18 protein-coding genes are annotated in these 22,032 nt (G+C 71.3%); 8 read left to right on the forward strand and 10 right to left on the reverse strand.

All coding sequences use genetic code 11. The features are described 5' to 3' along the window. The first annotated feature begins 293 nt into the window (after positions 1-293). Both purN and purH read left to right on the forward strand, forming a co-directional pair. Positions 294-914: a phosphoribosylglycinamide formyltransferase gene (purN, locus tag D7147_RS17790; protein WP_120679080.1), complete on the forward strand. Its 621-nt coding sequence runs from the start codon at positions 294-296 to the stop codon at positions 912-914. Further along, entirely contained in the window at positions 911-2,479 is a 1,569-nt protein-coding gene (gene purH / locus D7147_RS17795; protein WP_120679082.1) for a bifunctional phosphoribosylaminoimidazolecarboxamide formyltransferase/IMP cyclohydrolase, read from the forward strand. Before purN ends, purH begins: the two co-directional genes overlap by 4 nt. Positions 2,480-2,620: 141 nt before the next feature. Here purH and D7147_RS17800 read toward each other — a convergent pair whose 3' ends face one another. The 5 genes from D7147_RS17800 to D7147_RS17820 all read right to left on the reverse strand — a co-directional run bounded on the left by D7147_RS17800 (position 2,621) and on the right by D7147_RS17820 (position 8,578). Next, on the reverse strand, positions 2,621-3,652 hold the full coding sequence (locus D7147_RS17800; RefSeq protein ID WP_120679084.1) for an ABC transporter ATP-binding protein: 1,032 nt from the start codon (positions 3,650-3,652) through the stop codon (positions 2,621-2,623). Further along, a complete protein-coding gene (locus D7147_RS17805) occupies positions 3,636-4,673 on the reverse strand; it encodes an ABC transporter ATP-binding protein (protein WP_120679086.1) in 1,038 nt (345 codons plus the stop codon). The genes D7147_RS17800 and D7147_RS17805 overlap by 17 nt, the downstream gene beginning before the upstream one ends. Positions 4,674-4,739: 66 nt before the next feature. Next, positions 4,740-5,693, reverse strand: a complete 954-nt coding sequence (locus tag D7147_RS17810) for an ABC transporter permease (protein ID WP_120679088.1) — start codon at positions 5,691-5,693, stop codon at positions 4,740-4,742. Between the two features lie 150 nt (positions 5,694-5,843). After that, on the reverse strand, positions 5,844-6,782 hold the full coding sequence (locus D7147_RS17815) for an ABC transporter permease (protein ID WP_120679090.1): 939 nt from the start codon (positions 6,780-6,782) through the stop codon (positions 5,844-5,846). A gap of 194 nt (positions 6,783-6,976) precedes the next feature. Continuing rightward, positions 6,977-8,578 (reverse strand): peptide ABC transporter substrate-binding protein, encoded by a 1,602-nt coding sequence (locus tag D7147_RS17820; protein WP_120679092.1) that lies wholly within the window; start codon positions 8,576-8,578, stop codon positions 6,977-6,979. 451 nt (positions 8,579-9,029) lie between these two features. On the opposite strand from D7147_RS17820, the gene D7147_RS17825 reads away from it, so the two are divergent. Both D7147_RS17825 and mdh read left to right on the forward strand, forming a co-directional pair. Then, the gene (locus tag D7147_RS17825) at positions 9,030-9,890 is read left to right on the forward strand and encodes a bifunctional methylenetetrahydrofolate dehydrogenase/methenyltetrahydrofolate cyclohydrolase (RefSeq protein ID WP_120679094.1); all 861 of its coding nucleotides are present in this window, start codon (positions 9,030-9,032) and stop codon (positions 9,888-9,890) included. A 150-nt stretch (positions 9,891-10,040) separates the two neighbouring features. Then, complete coding sequence (gene mdh, locus D7147_RS17830; protein WP_120679096.1) at positions 10,041-10,991, forward strand: malate dehydrogenase; 951 nt, start codon at positions 10,041-10,043, stop codon at positions 10,989-10,991. Positions 10,992-11,248: 257 nt separating this feature from the next. On the opposite strand, the gene D7147_RS17835 is transcribed toward mdh, so the two are convergent. Then, complete coding sequence (locus tag D7147_RS17835) at positions 11,249-12,055, reverse strand: MBL fold metallo-hydrolase (protein WP_120679097.1); 807 nt, start codon at positions 12,053-12,055, stop codon at positions 11,249-11,251. Between the two features lie 133 nt (positions 12,056-12,188). Between D7147_RS17835 and D7147_RS17840 the strand changes: the two genes are divergently transcribed. Then, complete coding sequence (locus D7147_RS17840; protein WP_120679099.1) at positions 12,189-13,406, forward strand: NADP-dependent isocitrate dehydrogenase; 1,218 nt, start codon at positions 12,189-12,191, stop codon at positions 13,404-13,406. Between the two features lie 293 nt (positions 13,407-13,699). Here D7147_RS17840 and galT read toward each other — a convergent pair whose 3' ends face one another. From galT to D7147_RS17860, 4 genes are all read right to left on the reverse strand, one after another. Continuing rightward, positions 13,700-14,776 (reverse strand): galactose-1-phosphate uridylyltransferase, encoded by a 1,077-nt coding sequence (gene galT / locus D7147_RS17845; protein WP_120679101.1) that lies wholly within the window; start codon positions 14,774-14,776, stop codon positions 13,700-13,702. Further along, the gene (locus D7147_RS17850) at positions 14,773-15,579 is read right to left on the reverse strand and encodes a DeoR/GlpR family DNA-binding transcription regulator (protein ID WP_120679103.1); all 807 of its coding nucleotides are present in this window, start codon (positions 15,577-15,579) and stop codon (positions 14,773-14,775) included. The genes galT and D7147_RS17850 overlap by 4 nt, the downstream gene beginning before the upstream one ends. Positions 15,580-15,877: 298 nt before the next feature. Next, complete coding sequence (cysC, locus tag D7147_RS17855) at positions 15,878-17,407, reverse strand: adenylyl-sulfate kinase (protein ID WP_120679105.1); 1,530 nt, start codon at positions 17,405-17,407, stop codon at positions 15,878-15,880. 116 nt (positions 17,408-17,523) lie between these two features. Further along, positions 17,524-19,080, reverse strand: coding sequence for a glycosyltransferase family 2 protein (locus tag D7147_RS17860; RefSeq protein ID WP_120679107.1), 1,557 nt, complete (start codon positions 19,078-19,080; stop codon positions 17,524-17,526). 198 nt (positions 19,081-19,278) lie between these two features. Here D7147_RS17860 and D7147_RS17865 point away from each other — a divergent pair, with 198 nt between their 5' ends. The 3 genes from D7147_RS17865 to D7147_RS17875 are packed head-to-tail and all read left to right on the forward strand — an operon-like array spanning position 19,279 to position 22,032. Further along, on the forward strand, positions 19,279-20,193 hold the full coding sequence (locus D7147_RS17865; RefSeq protein WP_120679826.1) for an ABC transporter ATP-binding protein: 915 nt from the start codon (positions 19,279-19,281) through the stop codon (positions 20,191-20,193). After that, positions 20,186-21,076 (forward strand): ABC transporter permease, encoded by an 891-nt coding sequence (locus D7147_RS17870; RefSeq protein WP_120679109.1) that lies wholly within the window; start codon positions 20,186-20,188, stop codon positions 21,074-21,076. Before D7147_RS17865 ends, D7147_RS17870 begins: the two co-directional genes overlap by 8 nt. Continuing rightward, positions 21,073-22,032 (forward strand): ABC transporter ATP-binding protein, encoded by a 960-nt coding sequence (locus tag D7147_RS17875; RefSeq protein WP_120679111.1) that lies wholly within the window; start codon positions 21,073-21,075, stop codon positions 22,030-22,032. Before D7147_RS17870 ends, D7147_RS17875 begins: the two co-directional genes overlap by 4 nt.

A 22,032-nucleotide genomic window follows, 5' to 3' on the forward strand; every position in this document is an offset into this window, starting at 1 on the left:
CCTGCGGCGGCGGTCGAGGGTGCGACCAGCGGGCCGGTCACCCCGTCGGGAGGTCGTTCCGCCGCGGGAACGGCCGTCGCGTCGGGCCGTGGGGTGGCGGTCAGCCGGCGTCGGGGATGTTCACGGCGGTGGGCGACCTCCTGTCGTCGACGCGGCGGGTCGGCGACGCGGGACGCGTGGCGGAAAGACGCGCCGACCCGGGGCGAGCGGCAGCGTACCGCCTGAACGCCGCCCGGGTCGGCGGCGCGCCGCCCAGACGCCGATCACTCTGACCTGCCCGATAGGGTTGCCGGGTGCCCGAGCCCGTGCCCGCCGCCCGCATCGTCGTTCTCGTCTCCGGATCCGGGAGCAACCTCCACGCGCTGCTCGACGCGGCCGCCGACCCGGCGTACGGCGCGCAGGTGGTCGCGGTCGGCGCAGACCGCGACGGGATCGGTGGGCTGGACCACGCCGCGGCGGCCGGGCTGCCGACCTTCGTGGTGCCGCTCAAGGCGTACGACACCCGGGAGGAGTGGGACCGGGCGCTCACCGCGCAGGTCGCCGAGCACCGCCCCGACCTGGTCATCTCCGCCGGGTTCCTGAAGCTGGTCGGGCCGAACTTCCTCGCGGCCTTCGGCGACCGCTACCTGAACACGCACAACACGCTGCTGCCCGCGTTCCCGGGCATCCACGGCCCGCGCGACGCCCTCGCCTACGGCGTGAAGATCAGCGGTGCCACGCTCTTCTTCGTCGACGCCGGGACGGACACCGGCCCGATCGTCGCGCAGGTGGCCGTGCCGGTGCTCGACGACGACGACGAGGAGACGCTCACCGAGCGCATCAAGTCGGCCGAGCGGCGCCAGCTCGTCGAGCAGGTCGGCCGCCTGGTACGGAACGGCTGGACGATCATCGGAAGAAAGGTCACGATCCCGTGAGCTCCACTCAGGACGAGCGCCGCCTGATCAGGCGGGCGCTGGTCAGCGTCTACGACAAGACCGGCCTGGTCGAGCTGGCCCAGGCGCTGCACGCGGCCGGCGTGGAGATCGTGTCGACCGGAAGCACGGCGGCGACGATCGCGGGAGCCGGGGTGCCGGTCACCGCGGTGGAGACGGTCACCGGGTTCCCCGAGGTCCTCGACGGTCGGGTCAAGACGCTGCACCCGAAGGTGCACGCCGGCCTCCTGGCGGACCTGCGCAAGCAGTCGCACGTCGACCAGCTGGACGAGCTGGGGGTGGCCGCGTTCGACCTGCTGGTGAGCAACCTCTACCCGTTCCAGGCGACGGTCGCCTCCGGCGCGAGCCTGGACGAGTGCGTGGAGCAGATCGACATCGGTGGCCCGGCGATGGTGCGTGCGGCGGCGAAGAACCACGCCTCGGTCGCGGTGGTGACCGACCCGTCGGGGTACTCGGCCCTGCGCGCCGCCCTCGACGCCGGGGGCTTCACCCTGACGCAGCGCCGGGCCCTGGCCGCCCGGGCGTTCGCCGACATCGCCGAGTACGACGTGGCGGTGGCGAACTGGTGCGCGGTGCAGCTGGGTGGGGAGCCGGAGTGGCCGGCCTTCGCCGGGTTGGCGCTGCGCTCCGACCGGGCACTGCGCTACGGCGAGAACCCGCACCAGGCGGCGGCGCTCTACACCGACCCGGACGCGCCGGCGGGGCTGGCCCAGGCCGAGCAGCTGCACGGCAAGGAGATGTCCTACAACAACTACGTCGACGCGGACGCCGCGTGGCGGGCCGCGAACGACTTCACCGACCAGCCGGCGGTCGCGATCATCAAGCACGCCAACCCGTGCGGCATCGCGGTCGGCACGGACGTCGCCGACGCGCACCGCAAGGCGCACGCCTGTGACCCGGTCTCCGCGTACGGCGGCGTGATCGCGGTCAACCGGCCGGTCTCGGTCGAGCTGGCCCGGCAGGTGGCCGACATCTTCACCGAGGTGCTGGTGGCGCCGGAGTTCGAGGCCGGCGCGGTCGAGGTCCTCCAGGCGAAGAAGAACCTCCGACTGCTGCGCGCCCCGGCCTGGAACCCGCCGCCGGCGGAGTGGCGGCAGGTCAGCGGTGGCGTGCTGGTGCAGCTGGCGGACCGGATCGACGCGGACGGCGACGACCCGGCGAGCTGGCGGCTCGCGACCGGCGAACCGGCCGACGAGGCGACGCTGCGCGATCTCGCCTTCGCCTGGCGGGCGGTCCGGGCGGTGAAGAGCAACGCGATCCTGCTGGCTAAGGACGGGGCGACCGTCGGGGTCGGCATGGGCCAGGTGAACCGGGTCGACTCGGCGCAGCTCGCCGTCCGGCGGGCCGGCGCCGACCGGGCGAGTGGTTCGGTCTGCGCCTCGGACGCGTTCTTCCCGTTCGCCGACGGTCCGAAGATCCTTCTCGAGGCCGGCGTCCGGGCCATCGTGCAGCCCGGTGGCTCCATCCGTGACGAGGAGGTCATCGCGGCCGCCAAGGAGGCCGGCGTGACCATGTACCTGACCGGCACCCGCCACTTCTTCCACTGACTCCTCGCCCGACCGGGCCGCCCGTGCCTTCGGGTGGTCCGGTCGTGCTCGGCCGGTGGGCCTCTCCGCATACGACGCGCCCCGCGGGCCACGAACCCTGTCTCGCAGGGCGTGGCACGCGGGGCGCGAACGTCGGGCGGGTCAGGCGGCCGTGGGGCGCACCTCGGCGAAGTGGCAGGCCGAGGGGTGCGGGTCGGCGGCCCGCGCGATGGTGAGCGGCTCCTCCCGGGCGCAGATGTCCTGCGCCTTCCAGCACCGGGTGCGGAAGCGGCAGCCCGACGGCGGGTCGGCCGGCGAGGGGACGTCACCGGTCAGCCGGATGATGTTCCGCTCGTGGCGTACCTCCGGGTCCGGCACCGGCACGGCGGAGAGCAGCGCCTGGGTGTACGGGTGGGTGGCCCGCTCGTAGATCTCGTCCTCGGTGCCGATCTCCACGATCTTGCCGAGGTACATGACGCCGACCCGGTCCGCGATGTGCCGCACCACGGACAGGTCGTGCGCGATGAAGATGTACGAGAGCCCCAGCTCGTCCTGGAGCTGTTCCAGCAGGTTGATCACCTGGGCCTGGATGGAGACGTCCAGCGCCGACACCGGCTCGTCGCAGACGATGATCTCTGGACGCAGGGCGAGCGCCCGGGCGATCCCGATGCGCTGCCGCTGACCACCGGAGAACTGGTGCGGGTACCGGTTGATGTGCTCCGGGTTGAGCCCGACCAGGTCCAGCAGCTCCTGGACGCGCTTGCGGCGGCTGCCCTTCGGCGCGGCGTCCGAGTGGATCTCGAACGGCTCGCCGATGATGTCGCCGACCGTCATCCGCGGGTTCAGCGAGGTGTACGGGTCCTGCATGACCATCTGCATGTTCCGCCGCAGCCGGCGCAGTTCGCCGCCGGAGGACTTGAACAGGTCCCGCCCCTCCAGGGTGGCGCTGCCCGAGGTCGGCGTCTCCAGCCGCATCAGCATCCGGGCCAGCGTCGACTTGCCGCAGCCGGACTCGCCGACGATGCCGAGGGTCTCGCCCCGGCGCAGCTCGAAGCTGACCCCGTCGACGGCCTTGACCGCGCCGACGTGCTTCTTGAACAGCACGCCCTGCGTGATCGGGAAGTGCTTCATCAGGTTGTCAACCGAGAGGATGGTCTCGCCGCGGACCTTGGTGGGGCTAGCGGGCGCTGTCATCGAGCACCTCCTGCGCGAAGTGACATTCGCTGGTCCGGCCGTCGCCGAGGACCAGGCTGTGCGGCACCACGTCCACGCAGACCTGCTGCACGTACGGGCACCGCGGGTGGAACGGGCAGCCGGACGGGATCCGCATCAGGTTCGGCGGCAGTCCCTTGATCGTCGCGAGCTCCTGGCCCTTGACGTCCAGGCGCGGGATCGACTCCAGCAACCCCTTGGTGTACGGGTGCGCCGGCGCCCGGTAGAGCGAGCGGACGTCGGCGTGCTCGACGATGCGACCGGCGTACATGACCGCGATCCGGTCCGCCACGCCGGCGACCACACCCAGGTCGTGGGTGATCAGGATCATCGCCATGCCGAGTTCCCGGCGCAGGTCGGCGAGGAGGTCCATGATCTGGGCCTGCACGGTGACGTCGAGCGCGGTGGTCGGCTCGTCGGCGATCAGCACCTTCGGGTTGAGCGCCAGCGCCATCGCGATCATGACGCGCTGCCGCATACCGCCGGAGAACTGGTGCGGGTAGTCGCCGATCCGCCGCTCGGCGGCCGGGATCTTCACCAGGTCCATCAGCTCGATGGCCCGCTTGCGGGCGTCGGCGCGGGACATCCCCTCGCGCTTGCGCAGCGTCTCGGCGATCTGCCAGCCGACCGGGAAGACCGGGTTCAGCGCGGAGAGCGCGTCCTGGAAGATCATCGCGATCTCCTTGCCGCGCACCTGCCGGCGCTGCTCCTCCGACTGGGAGAGCAGGTCGCGCCCCTGGTAGAGGATCTGGCCGGAGCGGACGTGCGCGGGTGGGGTGTCCAGGATGCCCATGATCGCCTGGGCGGTCACCGACTTGCCGGAGCCGGATTCGCCGAGCACGGCGAGCGTCTCTCCGGCGTCGAGGTGGTACGACACCCCGTTGATCACCTTGGCCACGCCCTCGTGGGTGCGGAACTCGACGTGCAGGTCCCGGACCTCGAGCAGGTGGCCACCCTCCGGCGTCGCGGAGGCGGGTGTGGGTTGGACGACGGCGTCGGTCATGACTGGTCTGCCTTTCCGCTCGCGACTGCGGGGCTCGCTTCGCTCACTGCTCGCGTTGGCATCGACTCACCGCAGCTTCGGGTCGAAGGCGTCACGGATCGCGTCGCCGAGCATGATGAAGGCGAGCACGGTCAGTGCGAGGAAGGTCGACGGGACGAGCAGCGGCGTGGACGACTCCCGCATGTGGACCCGGCCGGTGTCGATGTCCTGACCCCAGGAGATGGTCTCCTGGCTGAGGCCGATGCCGAGGAACGAGAGGGTCGCCTCAGCGGCGATGAACGAGCCGAGCGCGATGGTCAGCACCACGATGGCGGGAGCGAGCGCGTTCGGCAGGATGTGCCGCAGCATGATCCGGAGGTGGCCGGCGCCGAGCATCCGGGCCGCCGCCACGTAGTCCTGCTCCTTCGCGGTGATCACCGAGGAGCGCACCACCCGGGCGGCCGTGGTCCAGCCGAGGACTGCCAGCACCACGACGACCGCGCCGAGCCGGAAGTTCGGGTTGTCCGTGCCGATCCGCTTGAGCAGGACGATCGCGGCGAGCAGCAGCGGGATGCCGAGCACGATGTCGATCACCCGGGAGAGCACCGCGTCGGCCCAGCCGCCGAAGTAGCCGGCGAGCAGCCCGACCGCGAGCGCGATGACGCCGGTGATCAGCGCGGAGAGCGCGCCGACGAGCAGCGACGCCCGGGTCCCGTAGACCGCCCGGGCGTACGTGTCGCAGCCCTGGAACCCGAACCCGAAGATGGCCCCGCCGGACGGGCCCTGGTTCTGCCGGTCGAGCGCACAGTCCTTCGGATCGCTGCCGGTGAAGAGGCTCGGGAAGATCGCCATCAGCGTGACGATCACGACCAGAAGCAGCGCGATCCAGAAGATCGGCTTGCGGCGCAGGTCGCGCCACGCGTCCCCGGCCAGGCTGCGCGGCTTGTTCGGGCCGACCTGGTTGGGCGTGCCGGGCTCACCCGAGGGACCACGCCGGGCGGCCTGGTTCTCGGTGGCGGCCACCGTTTCGAAGTCACTCATGCCTGCACCTCGCTCCGCTCTGTGCCGGCATGAGCGCCCAAGCACGCTGCGTTGATCATTCGTCCGCCGCACTCACTCGGCGCACCCCCTCGCTGCGCTACGGGGCGCGCCGAGCCGCGGGACACTGCGCTGATGATTCGCTCGCTGCGCTCACTCATAGCGGATCCTCGGGTCGAGTACGGCGTACAGGACGTCCACCACCAGGTTCGAGACCAGGTAGACCACGACGAGCACGCTGACGATGCCCACCACGAGGGGGCCGTCCTCGGTGCGGATGCCGCGGAAGAGGTTGAAGCCCACGCCGGGGATGTTGAACACGCCCTCCGTGATGATCGCGCCGCTCATCAGGTTGCCCAGCTCGACACCGAGGAAGGTGACCACCGGGATCAGCGAGTTGCGCAGCACGTGGACGCTGACGATGCGCCGCTTCAGCAGGCCCTTCGATCGCGCGGTGCGGACGTAGTCGGAGCGCAGGTTCTCCGCCACCGACGTGCGGGTCAGCCGCAGCGCGGTGGCCAGTGAGAGCGAGCCGAGCACGATGCCGGGCAGCAGCAGCGCGTAGAAGTCGGGCTCCGCGCCGGCGGTGGGCGGGAAGAGCTGCCACTTGACGCCCAGGAAGAACTGGGCGAGGGGAGCCAGCACGATGGTCGGGATGCCGAGCACCAGCAGCGTCAGCACCAGCGTGGAGTTGTCGAAGATGCCGGCGCGGCGGATGCCGGCGATCACGCCGGCCGTGACGCCGAAGATCACGGCGACCGCGAGCGCGATGAGGGCGAGCTTCACGGTGACCGGCCACGCCTGCTGGAGGATCTCACCGATCTTCCGGCCGGTCAGCGACTGGCCCAGGTCGCCCTGGAGCAGGCTCCTGATGTAGTCGAAGTAGCGGTAGAAGAAGCCTCCGACGCCGGTCGCGTCGAGGTGGTACTTCTCCGTCAGGTATGCCCGCTGAGCGGCCGTCACCGGTCGCTCGCCGGCGAGTGCCTGGATCGGGTCGCCCTGGCCGGCGAACATCAGCGCGTAGACGATCAGCGTGGTCCCGAAGAAGGCCAGGACCATCTGTAGGAGGCGCCGCAGGATGTAGCGGAACATACTTTCCAGTCTCTCCGGAAAAAGGCGAAAGGGTCGCGAGACGACATCTCTGGTCGAACCGGAAACACCTGCGACCCGGTCCTCGGCCCCGACCGGGGCCGGCGCCGGAACCGGCCCGGACGCCGAGCGACCGGGCCGGTTCGGATGTGCCCGGGCCACCCGGGCTTCCCCGGGTGGCCCGCGCCGCAGTCAGCTCAGCTGGCCGCCTCGACCTTCAGCAGGTTGACGCGCTGGAACAGGTCCATCTCGACGCTCTTGACCTTGGACGAGTGCCCGAACACGTTCTCGCCGAAGCGGAGCGGGATCACCGGCATGTCCTTGGCCAGGATGTCCTCGGCCTGCTGGTACTTCTTGATCGCCTCTTCCTGGGTGGGCGCCGCGGAGCCCTCCTTGACCAGGCGGTCGAACTCCTTGTTGCTGTAGCCGTAGTAGTTCGACGAGCCGTTGGTGCTGTACAGCGGGCCGAGGTAGTCCTCCATGGACGGGTAGTCCATGACCCAGCCCAGCCGGAACATGCCCACCGGCTGCTTCTTCTCGACCTTGTTCAGCAGGTCGGCGAACTTCGGCTCGGCGGAGCCGACGACCTCGACGCCCAGGTTGGCCTTGAGCTGGTTGGCCGTGGCGTCGACCCAGTCCTTGTGACCGCCGTCCCCGTTGTAGGAGATGGTGATCTTCGCGGGGCCGCCGGCGGCCTGGTACAGCCGCTTGGCCTCGGTCGGGTTGAACTCACCGGCCGCACCCGCGGTGTTGTCCCGGTAGCCCGGGAGCACCGGCGAGACGAACGAACGGGCCGGCTGCTGCGAGTTCTTGAAGATCGACTTCGTGATCTCGTCGCGGTCGATCGCCATCGAGATGGCCTTGCGCACGTCCGGGTTCTGGAAGTCCTTGTCGAACGTCGGGAACGCCAGGAACTGGAACGACGACATCGGGCTGGTCTGGTACCGGTCGCCGAGGTCGGTCTGCGCGGTGCTCAGGCTCTCCGTGGGGATCGTCGGGAGCACGTCCAGGTTGTCCGCCAGCAGGTCCGCGTACGCGGCGGTGAGCTGCTGGTAGATCCGGAACTCGATGTTCTTCGCCTTCGGCTTGTCGAGCGGGTACGCGTCGTAGCGCTCGACCTCGATCTTGCTGTCGTGCTGCCAGGTGCCCTTCATCTTGAAGGGGCCCTGGCCGATCGGCGCCTGCTCGTAGTCGCTCTTCAGCACACCGGGCGCGGAGAACGCGGCGTCCGGCAGCGGGTAGAACGCGTTGTAGCCGAGCATCGTCTTGAAGTCGATGTACGGCGCCGACAGGGTCACCTGGAAGGTCAGGTCGTCCAGCTTCTTCAGGCCGGACATGGTCTTGGCCTTCGGGTGCTCGCCCTGGAGGTCCTCGTAGCCGGCGATCTTCTCGAAGAAGTAGCTGCCGCCCTGGCCGTTCGGCGCGTAGGCGCCGTAGTTCCAGGCGTTGATGTAGTCGTCGGACGTGACCTTCTCACCGTTGTGGAAGGTGAAGCCGTCCTTGAGCTTGATCGTCCAGGCCTTGTTGTCGGTCGACGTGACCGACTCGGCCGCGACCTCGACGGGCTTGTTCTGGGCGTCGTAGTCGACGAGCGGGCTGAACAGGCCGGAGACGACCTGGGAGCCGGACGTCTCGGTGGTGTTGGTCGGAACCAGGTGCTGCGGCTCGGCGATCTGAATGCTGACCGTGTCGGAGCCACTGCCGCCGGAGCCACCGTCGCCGCCGCTGCCGCAGGCCGCGAGGCCCAGCGTCACCGCAAGCGGGAGGGCGGTCCAGGCGGCGAGCCTACGAACTCGCATGAAGCCTCCTCATCTCCTCACACTGCGCAGTCGAGCCCGACGCTGGGTGACGCTGCGCAACGAGCGGCAACGGTAGGCCGTTAACGCGACTTCGGCAACGACTTGATCACAACCTGGTAACGGAGCGGCTGGCCGGCTTCTGCTCCGGGGTGCCCATGCTGTTAGAGGCACCCCGGTCGATTCGGCTCTGACGAGCGTTTTTTCGTCTGGATCAAGGCTGATGAGGTCTCGGTTCCTACCCGGATGGGCGAATCTTGGAGTACGTGTCCAGATTGTTGCCCAAAGAAACTAACCGTCCCGACGAGTTGTGACGCAGACCATAATCGACACGAAGAGTGACCTAATTCATGTCACGCACCGTTACCAATGGGCGAACCGGAGGCAGACCGCCGGTGGCGGCGGTCATCGGGTCGTCGCAACCGGGGCGTGCCGGCCGTGAGACGATCTGCTCGTGACGGCGACGCTTCTGGACGGCAAGGCGACTGCGGCGGAGATCAAGGACGAGCTGCGTACGCGGGTCAAGGCTCTGGCCGAACGGGGCATCACCCCGGGGCTGGGCACGGTGCTCGTCGGCGCCGACCCCGGATCGCAGGCGTACGTCAACGGCAAGCACCGCGACTGCGCCGAGGTGGGCATCGCCTCCATCCGGCGTGAGCTGCCGGCCGACGCCACCCAGGAGCAGGTCGAGCAGGTGCTCGCCGAGTTGAACGCCGACCCGGCCTGCCACGGTTACATCGTCCAGCTGCCGCTCCCGGGCCACCTCGACACCCAGCGGGTGCTGGAGCTGATCGACCCGGCGAAGGACGCCGACGGCCTGCACCCGGTCAACCTCGGTCGGCTGGTGCTCGGCTACCCGGGGCCGCTGCCCTGCACGCCGCGCGGCATCGTCGAACTGCTCCGCCGGTACGACGTGGCGCTCAGCGGCGCGAAGGTCGTGGTGGTCGGTCGCGGGAACACCGTCGGCCGCCCACTCGGCCTGCTGCTGACCCGCCGCAGCGAGAACGCGACCGTGACGCTGTGCCACACCGGCACCCTGGACCTGGCCTCGCACACCCGGGCCGCCGACATCGTCATCGTGGCGGCCGGCGTACCCGGCCTGCTCACCGCCGACATGATCAGCCCGGGCGCGGTGGTGGTCGACGTCGGCATCACCCGGGTGGTCGGTCCGGACGGCAAGGGCCGCTACACCGGCGACGTCGACTCCGGCGTGGTGGAGGTGGCCGGCGCGCTGGTCCCGATGCCGGGCGGGGTCGGGCCGATGACGCGGGCCATGCTGCTCACCAACGTGGTCGAGCGCGCCGAGCAGGGCTGACAGCCGGGAAGCGGCCCCCGGCAACGGATTCCGGGTGGCGGAGCCCCCGCTGCCCCCAACGGGGTCATAACCGTCCGCCCCTGGCCTGATCGGTGCCAGGATGACTGATACGGTCCGGAAAACCGACTGGTATCAGGGAGTGGGACGACCATGGGTAAGAAGGTCACTGTCGTCGGCGCCGGCTTCTACGGCTCCACCACCGCACAGCGCCTGGCCGAGTACGACATCTTCGACACCGTCGTTATCACCGACATCGTCGAGGGCAAGCCTGCCGGCATCGCACTGGACCTGAACCAGTCGCGATCGGTCGAGGGTTTCGAGACCAAGGTGGTCGGCGTGACCACCGGCCAGAACGGTGAGGGCTACGACGCCATCGAGGGCTCCGACGTCGTAGTGATCACCGCCGGTCTGCCGCGCAAGCCGGGCATGAGCCGGATGGACCTGCTCGAGACGAACGCCAAGATCGTCCGTCAGGTCGCCGAGAACGTGGCGAAGTACGCACCGAACGCCGTGGTCATCGTGGTCTCCAACCCGCTCGACGAGATGACCGCGCTGGCCCAGATCGCCACCCAGTTCCCGCGTAACCGCGTGCTCGGCCAGGCCGGCATGCTCGACACCGCCCGGTTCAGCAACTTCGTGGCCGAGGCGCTGAACGTGCCGGTCAAGTCGGTGAAGACCCTCACCCTCGGCTCGCACGGCGACACCATGGTGCCGGTGCCCTCGCAGAGCACCGTCAACGGCAAGCCGCTGCGTGACGTGATGCCCGCGGAGCAGATCGAGGACCTCGTCGTCCGGACCCGCAACGGTGGCGCCGAGGTGGTCGCGCTGCTCAAGACCGGTTCGGCGTACTACGCGCCGTCGGCCGCCGCCGCCCGGATGGCCAAGGCGGTCGCCGAGGACTCGGGCGAGGTCATGCCGGTCTGCGCCTGGGTCGACGGCCAGTACGGCATCTCCGGCGTCTACCTCGGCGTGGAGGCCCAGATCGGCGCCGAGGGCGTCAAGCAGGTCGTCGAGACCGACCTCGACGCCGACGAGCTGGCCAGCCTCAAGGAGGCCGCCGAGGCCGTCCGCGCCAAGCAGGCCGACATCTCCAACATGTGACCTGAGCACCACCCGGGAGGGGCGCGCCGCACACGGCGCGCCCCTCCCGCCATCTCCCCACCCCCTGATCCCACCCCCTGATCCCACCCCCTCCGACCCCAGCCACCCCCGTTGATCAAGAGATTTGCGTCATCCCGGCGCCGGATCCTGACGCAAATCTCTTGATCAACGCGGCGGGGCGGGTGGGCCGGGCGCGCCGGGGCCGGGGCGGGCCGGGGCCGGGGGCGGGTGGGCCGGGCGTGAGGGAGGGGTGGGGGTTAGAGGGGGTGGAAGGGGGTGCCGAGGTGGGGGGTGGCCAGGGTCGTGGGGCCGGCCTCGGCGAGGGTGCGGAGCAGGGCCGTGCGGGAGGTTCGCGCCGTGTCCGGGTCCGCCTCGTGGGCGTACGCGAGCTCCGGGTCGACCAGCTGGACGGCGTGCACCAGCAGGTCGCCGGTGAGCAGTAGCCGCTCCTCCCGGCCGTCCAGCAGCACGCACTGGTGTCCCGGCGTATGCCCCGGCGTCGGCAGGAGGCGTACGCCCGGCCCGATCGAGGCCTCGCCGTCGACCTCCCGCAGCTGGCCGGCGGCGCGCAACGGCGCGACCAGCCCGGCCTCCAGCTGCGGGTTGACCCGGTCGACGGCGGCTGCCTCGGCGCGCTGCAGCAGGTAGGTGGCGTTGCGGAAGTACGGCGTGCCGGGAGAGCCGGTGACCGCCCAGCCGATGTGGTCGGTGTGCAGGTGGGTCAGCACCACCGTGCGGACGTCGGCCGGGTCGATGCCGGCGGCGGCGAGTTCGGTGGGGAGGCGACCCGGTACGGGCGCCCAGCTCGCGGCGGGGGAGTCGGCCGGCCCGATCCCGGCGTCGACCAGGGTGACCGGTCCGTCGCCGGCCCGGATCGCGAAGCAGCGGAAGCCCAGCCACCAGCGTCCGTCGGGGGTCACCGCCGCCGGGTCCCGCCGGTCGGCCTCCCGCCACTGTCGCGCCGTGGCGGCCGGGAACGCCGCCGTGCGGGGCTCGAAGAACGGCCCCTCGCCGTCGGTGATCGCGGTGACCGTGATAGACCCGAGGCTGCGGCTCAGCGGCATCGGGCGATGATGCCACTGATCTCCCGCGCCGGTCGTGGATTTTCCCTCCACCGAGGCCGGCTGGGGGGTGCCGGCAACTTTCCAGTACGCTCGTACTGCTTGAGCACGTGTCCCCCGAGAGGAGCGCCGGCCGATGGCGAAGATCAAGGTAAACAACCCGGTCGTGGAGCTCGACGGCGACGAGATGACCCGGATCATCTGGAAGCAGATCCGGGAGCAGCTGATCCTGCCCTACCTCGACGTCGACCTGCACTACTACGACCTGTCGATCCAGCACCGCGACGAGACCGACGACCAGGTCACCGTCGATGCGGCCAACGCCATCAAGGAGCACGGCGTCGGCGTGAAGTGCGCGACGATCACCCCGGACGAGGCCCGGGTGGAGGAGTTCGGCCTCAAGAAGATGTGGCGGTCGCCGAACGGCACGATCCGTAACATCCTCGGCGGCGTCGTCTTCCGCGAGCCGATCATCATGTCGAACGTGCCGCGCCTGGTCCCCGGCTGGACCAAGCCGATCATCATCGGCCGGCACGCCCACGGCGACCAGTACAAGGCCACCGACTTCGTGGTGCCCGGCCCCGGCAAGGTGACCGTCACCTACACCCCGGCCGACGGCTCCGCCCCGGTCGAGATGGAGGTCGCCAACTTCGCCGGCGGCGGTATCGCCATGGGCATGTACAACTTCGACGAGTCGATCCGGGACTTCGCGCGGGCCTCCTTCCGCTACGGCCTGGACCGCAACTACCCGGTCTACCTGTCGACGAAGAACACGATCCTGAAGGCGTACGACGGCCGGTTCAAGGACCTCTTCGCCGAGGTCTTCGAGAACGAGTTCAAGGCCGAGTTCGACGCCGCTGGCCTCACCTACGAGCACCGGCTGATCGACGACATGGTCGCCGCCGCGCTCAAGTGGGAGGGCGGCTACGTCTGGGCCTGCAAGAACTACGACGGTGACGTGCAGTCCGACACCGTCGCGCAGGGCTTCGGCTCGCTCGGCCTGATGACCTCGGTGCTGCTCTCCCCGGACGGCCGCACCGTCGAGGCCGAGGCCGCCCACGGCACTGTCACCCGGCACTACCGGCAGTACCAGAAGGGCGAGAAGACCTCGACCAACCCGATCGCGTCGATCTACGCCTGGACCCGGGGCCTGGCCCACCGGGGCAAGCTGGACGGCACCCCGGCGGTCACCGAGTTCGCCAACACGCTGGAGCAGGTCATCGTCGACACCGTCGAGGGCGGCCAGATGACCAAGGACCTCGCGCTGCTGATCTCGCGCGACGCCCCGTGGCTGACCACCGACGAGTTCATGAACGCGCTCGACGAGAACCTGGCGCGCAAGCTCGCCGCCTGATCTCGATCAGCAACGACGAAGCCCGCCGGCAGCGCGCCGGCGGGCTTCGTCGTACCCGGAGGAGTGATTTTCCGTCACTCCGCTCGGCGCGCCTCGTTGACCAGGGTGGACGAGATGCCAGTCGCGTCCTGGAAGGTTGGCCGTGGTGACCGCGCGGCACGAGTGCCGATCAGCCAGCCTTCCCGGCTGTCGTGCACAGCCAGCCGTCCCTTCCCTGCGGGGGGCCCTGTCCCGGGCCCCCCGCGCCCTGTTCGGGGAGCTTCACTGGCGCGCACCCGCCGCGGCGGCGGTGTTCAGGCGGCGCGGAGGAGTTCGGCGGCGCGCTCCGGTGCGACGTCGTTGATGAAGGTGCCCATGCCGGATTCCGCACCGGCCAGATACTTCAGCTTGTCCTTCGCCCGGCGGATGCTGAACAGCTGCAGGTGCAGGTGGCCGAGTTCACGGTCGATCCGCACCGGCGCCTGGTGCCAGGCCGCGATGTAGGGCATGGGCATGTCGAAGAGCCCGTCGAAGCGGCGCAGCAGGTCCAGGTAGAGCGGCCCGAAGGCGTCCCGCTCGGCGTCGTCGAGCGCGGGGATGTCCGGCACCGGCCGGTTCGGGGCCACGTGCACCTCGAACGGCCAGCGGGCGGCCGCCGGGACGTACGCCGTCCAGTGCTCGTTGGCCAGGACCACCCGCTCGCCGGCGGCCCGCTCGGCGGCGAGCAGGTCGGCGTAGAGGTTGCCGCCGCCGGTGCGCTCGGTGTGCCGGCGCGCGGCGGCGAGCATCGTCCGGGTCCGCGGCGTGACGAACGGGTACGCGTAGATCTGACCGTGCGGGTGATGCAGGGTCACGCCGATCTCCACCCCCCGGTTCTCGAAGCAGAACACCTGCTCCACACCGGGCAGCTCGCCGAGGGCCACGGTCCGGTCGGCGAGCGCCTCGAGCACCGTACGGACCCGGGTGGGGGAGAGGCTCGCGAACGAGGCGTCGTGGTCAGAGGTGTAGCAGACCACCTCGCAGCGGCCGAGCCCCGGCCGGACCGGCGTGAACGGCGTGATCTCTCCGGGCGTGTCGGCGGCCCGGCCGCTCAGGGACGGAAACCGGTTCTCGAAGACCACCACGTCGTAGTCGGGCGCCGGGATCTCGGTGAGCCGGTCACCCACCGACGGGTCGAGCGGGCACTCGTTCGCCGGCGGCAGGAAGGTGCGGGTCTGCCGGTGCACGGCGACCGCCACCCACTCGTCGGTCAGTGGGTCGTAACGCAGTTGGGACGCGGGCGGCGGAGGTGGCAGCTCCCGCCGGTCCGGCTGGTCGCGGACGGCGTCGTCCCGCTCGTCGAAGTAGATCAGTTCCCGGCCGTCGGCCAGCCGCATCTCGGTGCGCTTCACTCCGCCGCCCCTCTGTTCGTCGGCGTGCCCGTCGCCGTCACCATCACCAGTTCGCCCACGCGTTCGCCGAGCACCCGCCGCGCCTCGGACGACAATCCCTCGTCGCTGACCAGCGCGTGCGCGGCCGACAGTTCGACGATCGAGGAGATGCCGACCGTCCCCCACTTCGAGTGGTCGGCGAGCACCACCAGCCGGTCGGCGGACGCGACCAGGGCGCGGTCGGTGTCCGCCTCCATGAGGTTGGGCGTGGTGAATCCGGCCCGCTCGCTGATCCCGTGCACACCGAGGAAGAGCAGGTCCAGGTGCAGCGATCGGACCGCCTGCACGGCCAGCGGCCCGACCAGCGCGTCGGACGGGGTACGCACCCCGCCGGTGAGCACCACCGTCTGGTCCGGGCGTCCGCCGGCGTGCATGATCTCGGCCACCGGGAGCGAGTTGGTCACCACGGTCAGCCCGGGCACGTCCAGCAGCCGGCGGGCGAGCTCGGCGGTGGTGGTGCCGGCGGAGAGCGCGATCGCCGCACCCGGGCGGACCAGCTGGGCCGCCCGGTCGGCGATGGCCGCCTTCTCGGCCGGCTGTCGGACCGACTTCGCCCGGAAGCCCGGTTCGTCGGTCGAGCCCGGCCCGGCCACCGTCGCGCCGCCGTGCACCTTTGCCAGCAGGCCGCGCTCGTGCAGCGACTCCAGGTCACGCCGGATGGTCATGTCCGAGACACCGAACTCGGTGGCCAGTTCGCTGACGCGTACGCCGCCCGCCGCGCGGACCCGCTCCAGGATGGTCGCCTGCCGTTGCTGCGCCAGCATCCGCCGCACCTCCCGGCCATTTCCGGCACTCTCACGTGGTCAAACGAGTTTCAACAAGAATGAACATTAGCGCGTGGCCGGAACCGGTGGAAGCGGGGTGGGTCCAGCGGCCGGACGGCGGCCCGCCACCGTCGGCACCTGCGTGATCAGGCCCGCCGGTCGAACCGGGCCCGCCGGTCGGACGCACCGAGCGGGTCAGCCGCCCGCCGGGCGCACCGCGCCGCACCGAGCCGCGCCGCACGGAAACGCCCCGAGCCGCGGCGCACCGAGCCGCACCGCGCCCAGCCGGGACGCGGGCTCAGAGCGGTGGCAGCTTCGGTTCGACCCAGCCGGTCTCGGTGAGGTGGTGCAGCACCGCCTGGACCGCCTCGTCCACGGCGAGATCGCTCGTGTCCAGCACCAGGTCGGCGTCGGTCGGCTCCTCGTACGGGTCGTCGACGCCGGTCATCCCGGTGAGCAGGCCGGCGCGCGCCCGGGCGTACAGGCCCTTGCGGTCCCGCCGTTCGCAGATCTCCAGCGGGGTGGCGACGTGCACCAGTACGAACCCCGCCCCGGCCGCGAGCGCCATCTCCCGGGCGGTTGCCCGGGCCGCCGCGTACGGGGCGATCGGGCAGCAGATGGCGACCCCCCGATGCCGGGCGATCTCGGAGGCGACCCAGCCGATCCGGCGTACGTTCGAATCCCGGTCGGCCTTGCTGAACCCGAGCCCCGCCGAGAGCTCCCGGCGGGCCACGTCACCGTCGAGCAGGGTGACCGTACGCTCACCACCCTCGCGCAGGGCGTCCGAGAGCCCCCGGGCGATGGTCGACTTGCCCGAGCCGGAGAGCCCGGTCAGGAAGACCACGAGCCCACGGTGGCGGCGCGGCGGGCGGGCCCGGGCCAGCTCCCTGGCGACCGCGGGCGGGGTGTGCCACTCGGGCAGCGGGAAGCCCCGGTCCAGCAGATCGTCGATCTCCGCCTGGGTCAGCGCCAGCCGCCGGTTGCGCGGGGGGATGTCCTCCCGCCAGCGCCACTGCCCGTCCCGACTGTCGTAGGCCAGCTCGCGCGGCACCAGCACCCGCAGCCCGGCCCCGGAGAGCATCTCGCCGGTGGAGAGCAGGTGGGTCACGCCGTACGCGGCGGAGACCCGGGCCCGCAGCAGGGCGTCGCTGATCTCGTCGCGGCGTCGGGAGAGCGGCACGGTGACCAGAGTGGCCGGTGGCATCCGGTCCCGGGCGGCGAAGACGGCGCGTACCAGCGACTCGGGCGGCAGCCCGCCGGTCCCGTCCTCGCCGACGGGTATCAGCACGAGCAGATGTGCGCCGAGGGTGCGGGTGGCGTGCGCGATCTGGGCGAGCTGCGGCCGGTGCAGTGGACGATCGGCGATCACCCCGAGCACCCGGCCGGGGGGCAGCAGCGCCCGCACCTCCTCCGGGGTGCGGCGCAGCCGCTGGAACGGCCCGTGGCCGCCGTCGCCCAGCCGGCGCAGGGTGCCCCCGACCCCGGCGACTCCGTCGCGGACCGGCCACGCGTCGGCCACCTCCAGTGCGGCCACCGGAGCGCCCTCGCCGTCGGTGAGCACCAGCGCCCGCCGGGCCGGGTCCCGTGGATCGAGCCCCTGGGCGAGCGCCGTCGGCACCTGGAGGGTCACCGCGACCTGCCACGGGGTGCCGTCGGCGAGCCGGGCCCGGCGACTGACGGAGACCAGGTCGGCGCGCGTCATGAAGCCGGTGAGCGGGGCGTACGCCCCGGTCAAGAGCAGCTCAAGGTCGGCCAGCTCCGCCGGGCGCGGCGTGTACGCCGGCGCGTCGCGGAGCACCTCGTCGGGCAGCACCCACCCGTTGCTCATCACACCCCCACTCGCTGATCGGCACACAGTTTCGCAGCAGAGCGGCGATCGGTCGAGGGTGCCACTCCACGAGGGAGCCTGAGCGGGCACCCGGCCGCCGCGCCGGCGAGCGCCGGTCAGCCGCGTCGGCCCCGGGGCGAGGGCCGGACGAGCAGGCCGGCCGGTACGCGGCGGCGGACCACCTGGCGCAGTCGGAAGAGGAACGCGGTCTCGTCCACGACCCGCGGCGTCGCCCCGTCGGCGGCGCACCGGACCAACAGCGGCAGGCGGACGTCCTGCGTCCGGGCCAGGCTCGTCACCCGCGCCTTGAGTCGCCAGGTGCCGGCCGTGCGGCCGGCGTTGACCGTCCGGTAGTCCACGGTGACCGTCCCGCGGTGGACGGCGTGTGCGGTCCCGTCCGGCCCTACCACCCGCTCGACCGTCGAGGTCACCGGCAGGAAGACCTCGTCGCCGCCCTCCTGGTGACGGGCCACGACGTCCACCCGGCCCGCGCCGAGGGCCGTCGTCACGTCGCGCAGCTCCGCGGGGACGTCCGCCACCGGCAGCACGAGCAGGTCCCGGTCGCCGTCGCGGCCGACGGCGACGGGCCCGTCGCCGGACTCCAGCCAGGCCGCGACGGTGAGGGTCAGGGTCGAACCGGCGAGGGCGTGGCCTTCGATCCGGGCCGCCGCGCGCAGTGTCCTCTCCCACTCGGCGAGCCGGCGCAGATCCGCCAACCGGTCCCGCTCGGCGAGGTGGGCCAGGATGCGGTACATCGGTGGCAGCCCGGCGGCCACTCCCGCGGCGAACCGCTCCCGGATGATGTCCCGGACCTGCGCGGCCACCTGTTCCGCCCACTCCGCCGGCGCCTCCAGCAGCCGCCGTCCGCGCAGCCGGTCGAGCATCTGGTGCCGCAACCAGCGTCGGTGCAGCCGGTCACGCAGCGGGCCGGGCTCCACGTGCGCGTCGACGACGTCCAGGGTCTCCCGCAGCGCGGTGAAGTACTCCTGGGGGTCCAGCCGGCCGGCGGTCACGTTCCCGCTGTCGTCGCGGCGGTTGTGGTGGTAGCAGGTGTAGTCGGAGAGCACGCACGTCCGCTTCGACAACAGGTACGCCCGCACCACCATGCGGTGGTCCTCCAGGCGCCGTGGCCACCCTTCGGGGAAACGCAGCTCGTGCTCGTCGAGGAACCCTCGGCGGAACATCTTGTGGCAGGTCAGGCTGTCGATCAGCGGCGAGTTCGCCAGGGTCGCGTCGGCCCGGTTGCGCCGGAACAGCTCGCGCGGCACCCCTCGGCCCCCGTGGCCCGCCATCCGGCCGATCACCACGTCGGCGCCGTGCGTGGCGCCGTAGCCGTACATCCGCTCGAGGGCCTCGTCGCCGAGCCAGTCGTCGTCGTCGACGAACATCACGTACTCGCCCCGGGCGTGGGCGACCCCGATGTTGCGGGGCCGTGACGGCCATCCCGAGTTCTCGATGTGCACGACCCGCAGGTGCGGGTGGGCGGCCGCCAGCGCGTCCAGCCGAGCCGGTGTCCCGTCGGTCGACCCGTCATCGACGAAGACGGCCTCGAACCGCGACGCCGGCATCGACTGCCGCAGCAGCGAGTCGACGAGCTTCTCGATGTGCGGGCCGCTGTTGTAGGCGGGCACCACGACGCTCACCTTCGGGGACTCGCTCGTGCCGTCGATCATCTTTCTCCCAGCTGCCTCTGCGTGCCGGATCGGTGACCGGTCCGACCGGAATCGATACCACCGTGCATGGGACTCCCTCGCTCCTTCCAAGGTTCCCTCATGTCCGGTCTCCTTAGGGGGCGGGCGGGGGGAGGATCAGGGGTGGACCGGGGGCGCGGCGGGCCCCACGACGCGCCGCTCCTGCCTACGCTGGGCTGCGTGACACTGATCGCGACCGAGTCGCTGACCAAGACGTACGGGGGTGTGGTCACGGCGTTGGCCGACCTCACCGTGGCGGTCGAGCCGGGGATCATCGGGTTGGTCGGCGCGAACGGCGCCGGCAAGTCGACCCTGATCAAGATCCTGCTGGGCCTGCTCACGCCGACCAGCGGCCGGGTGCAGGTGCTGGGCCTGGACCCGACCACCGACTCCGCGGCCGTCCGCGCCCGGGTCGGCTACATGCCGGAACACGAGGCGCTCCCGCCGGACCTCACCGCCGCCGAACTGGTCACCCACCTCGGGCGGATCAGCGGCCTGCCGCGTACGGTCGCCCGGGAACGGGCCTCCGAGGCGCTGCGGCACGTCGGGCTCTACGAGGAGCGCTACCGCCCGGTCGGCGGCTACTCCACCGGCATGAAGCAGCGGGTGAAGCTCGCCCAGGCGCTGGTGCACGACCCCGACCTGCTGCTGCTCGACGAGCCGACCAACGGCCTCGACCCGGCCGGCCGGGACGCCATGCTCGCCCTGGTGCACCGGATCGGCACCGAGTTCGGCATCTCCGTGCTGGTCTGCTCCCACCTGCTCGGCGAGGTGGAACGGATCTGCGACACGCTGATCGCCATCGACGGCGGACGGCTGCTGCGGGCCGACCACATCTCGGCCATGACGACGAGCACCGACGTTCTCGCCGTGGAGGTCAGCGAGGGCACCGACGATCTCGCCGCGCGGCTCTCCGCGCTGCAGCTGCCGGTGACCCGGGACGGGCGGCTGCTGCTCGTACCGCTCGCCGACGACGCCACCTACGATCTGATCCTCGGCGCGGTCGCCGAGCTGGACCTGCCGTTGCACCGGCTCGACCAGCGCCGGCACCGGGTGGCCGAACTCTTCGCCACGAGGGAGCCCAGCCATGTCTGAGCCGACCGGCGTCATCCACGACATCGGCTACCAGCGCTACACTGGTCCGCGGCTGGGCCGCCGGCAGGTCTTCGGCGCGCTCTACCTGCACGGGCTGCGTACGGCGTTCGGGCTGGGCCGGAGCGCGAAGGCCAAGATCTTCCCGTGGCTGGTGGTCGCCATCGTCACGGTGGTGGCCGCCGGCGTCACCGCGGTGCGCAGCCAGATCGGCGAGGTCGTCATGACGTACGCCCAGTTCGCCGACAACATGAGCTGGCTGGTCATCTTCTTCGCCGCGGTGGTCGCCCCGGAGCTGGTCTCCCGGGATCTGCGCAGCGGGGTGCTGCCGCTGTACTTCTCCCGGCCGATGCCCCGGTCGGACTACCCAATGGCCAAGCTGCTGGCGATGATCACCGCGCTCTGGCTGCTGCTCGGCGCGCCGCAGCTGGTGATGTTCCTCGGTGCCGCGTTCACCACCGGCGACGGTATGAACGGGGTCTGGAAGGAGCTGCTCGACCTGCTGCCGGGCCTGCTCTACGCCGGGCTCTGGGCGGCCGTCTTCGCCTCGATCGGGCTGCTGGTCGCCTCGCTCACCGGCAAGCGGGCGTTCGCCGCCGGTGGGGTCGTAGCCGTCTTCCTGATGACCACGCCGATCGTCGGCACCCTGTCGATCATGCCCTCCCAGACGCTGAACGAGCTGGCCGGTCTCGCCTCCCCGTCCACGCTGGTGCAGGGGGTCGGTGCGTGGTCGCTCGGCGACCTGCTGATCACCGGCGACGCGGCCGAGGCGACTCACTCGCTGATCGGCGACTTCGGCCCGGTGTACGCGGTCGCCGCCGTGCTGCTCATCGCCGGCTGCGTCACCCTGTTGCTCGCCCGCTACCGGAAGGTGGCCACCCGATGACCACGACGAGCCCCGCCACCGTGGCCGGAGCCCCGACCGTCGCCGCCAGCACGCTGGACCTCGCCGGGGTCTCCCGCTGGTACGGCAACGTGGTCGCCGTCAACGACGTCTCCATGCGACTCGGCCCGGGCGTCACCGGGCTGCTCGGGCCGAACGGCGCGGGCAAGACCACCCTGCTGCACATGATGGCCGGCTTCCTGGCCCCGTCGCGCGGCACGGTCGCCCTCGACGGCGCGCCGACCTGGCGCAATCCCGAGGTCTACCGCCGGCTCGGCCTGGTGAGCGAGCGGGAGGCGGTGCACAGCTTCCTCACCGCGTACGAGTTCGTGCTGGCCAGCGCGAAGCTGCACCGGCTGCCCGATCCGAAGGGGGCGGCCCGCCGGGCGATCGCGCTGGTCGAGATGGAGGACGCGCAGAACCGGCGGATCGGCACCTACTCGAAGGGCATGCGGCAGCGGACCCGGGTGGCCGCGGCGCTGGTGCACGACCCGCAGGTGCTGCTGCTCGACGAGCCGTTCAACGGAATGGACCCGCGTCAGCGGCTGCACATGATGGAGCTGCTGCACCGCCTCGGCGGCGCCGGCCGGACCATCCTGTTCAGCTCGCACATCCTGGAGGAGGTCGAGCAGGTCTCCGGCACCGTCCAGGTGATGGTCGCCGGCCGGCTCGCCGCCTCCGGCGACTTCCGTACGATCCGCCGGCTGATGACCAACCGGCCGCACGTCTTCGCGGTGCGCTCCGCCGACGACCGGGCGCTCGCCGTGGCGCTGATGGCCGAGCCGTCGGTCACCGGGGTCGAGCTGGGCCGGACCGGCCTGACCGTGCGGGCCGGTGACTACGGCGCCTTCACCCGGGCGCTGCCCCGGATCGCCCTGGCGAAGGGCATCCGGGTCCAGCAGCTGGTGCCCGAGGACGAGTCCCTGGAGAGCGTCTTCTCCTACCTGGTGGAGGCCTGA

This window comes from Micromonospora musae (assembly GCF_003626545.1).
GTDB classification, from domain to species: Bacteria; Actinomycetota; Actinomycetes; order Mycobacteriales; family Micromonosporaceae; genus Micromonospora; species Micromonospora musae.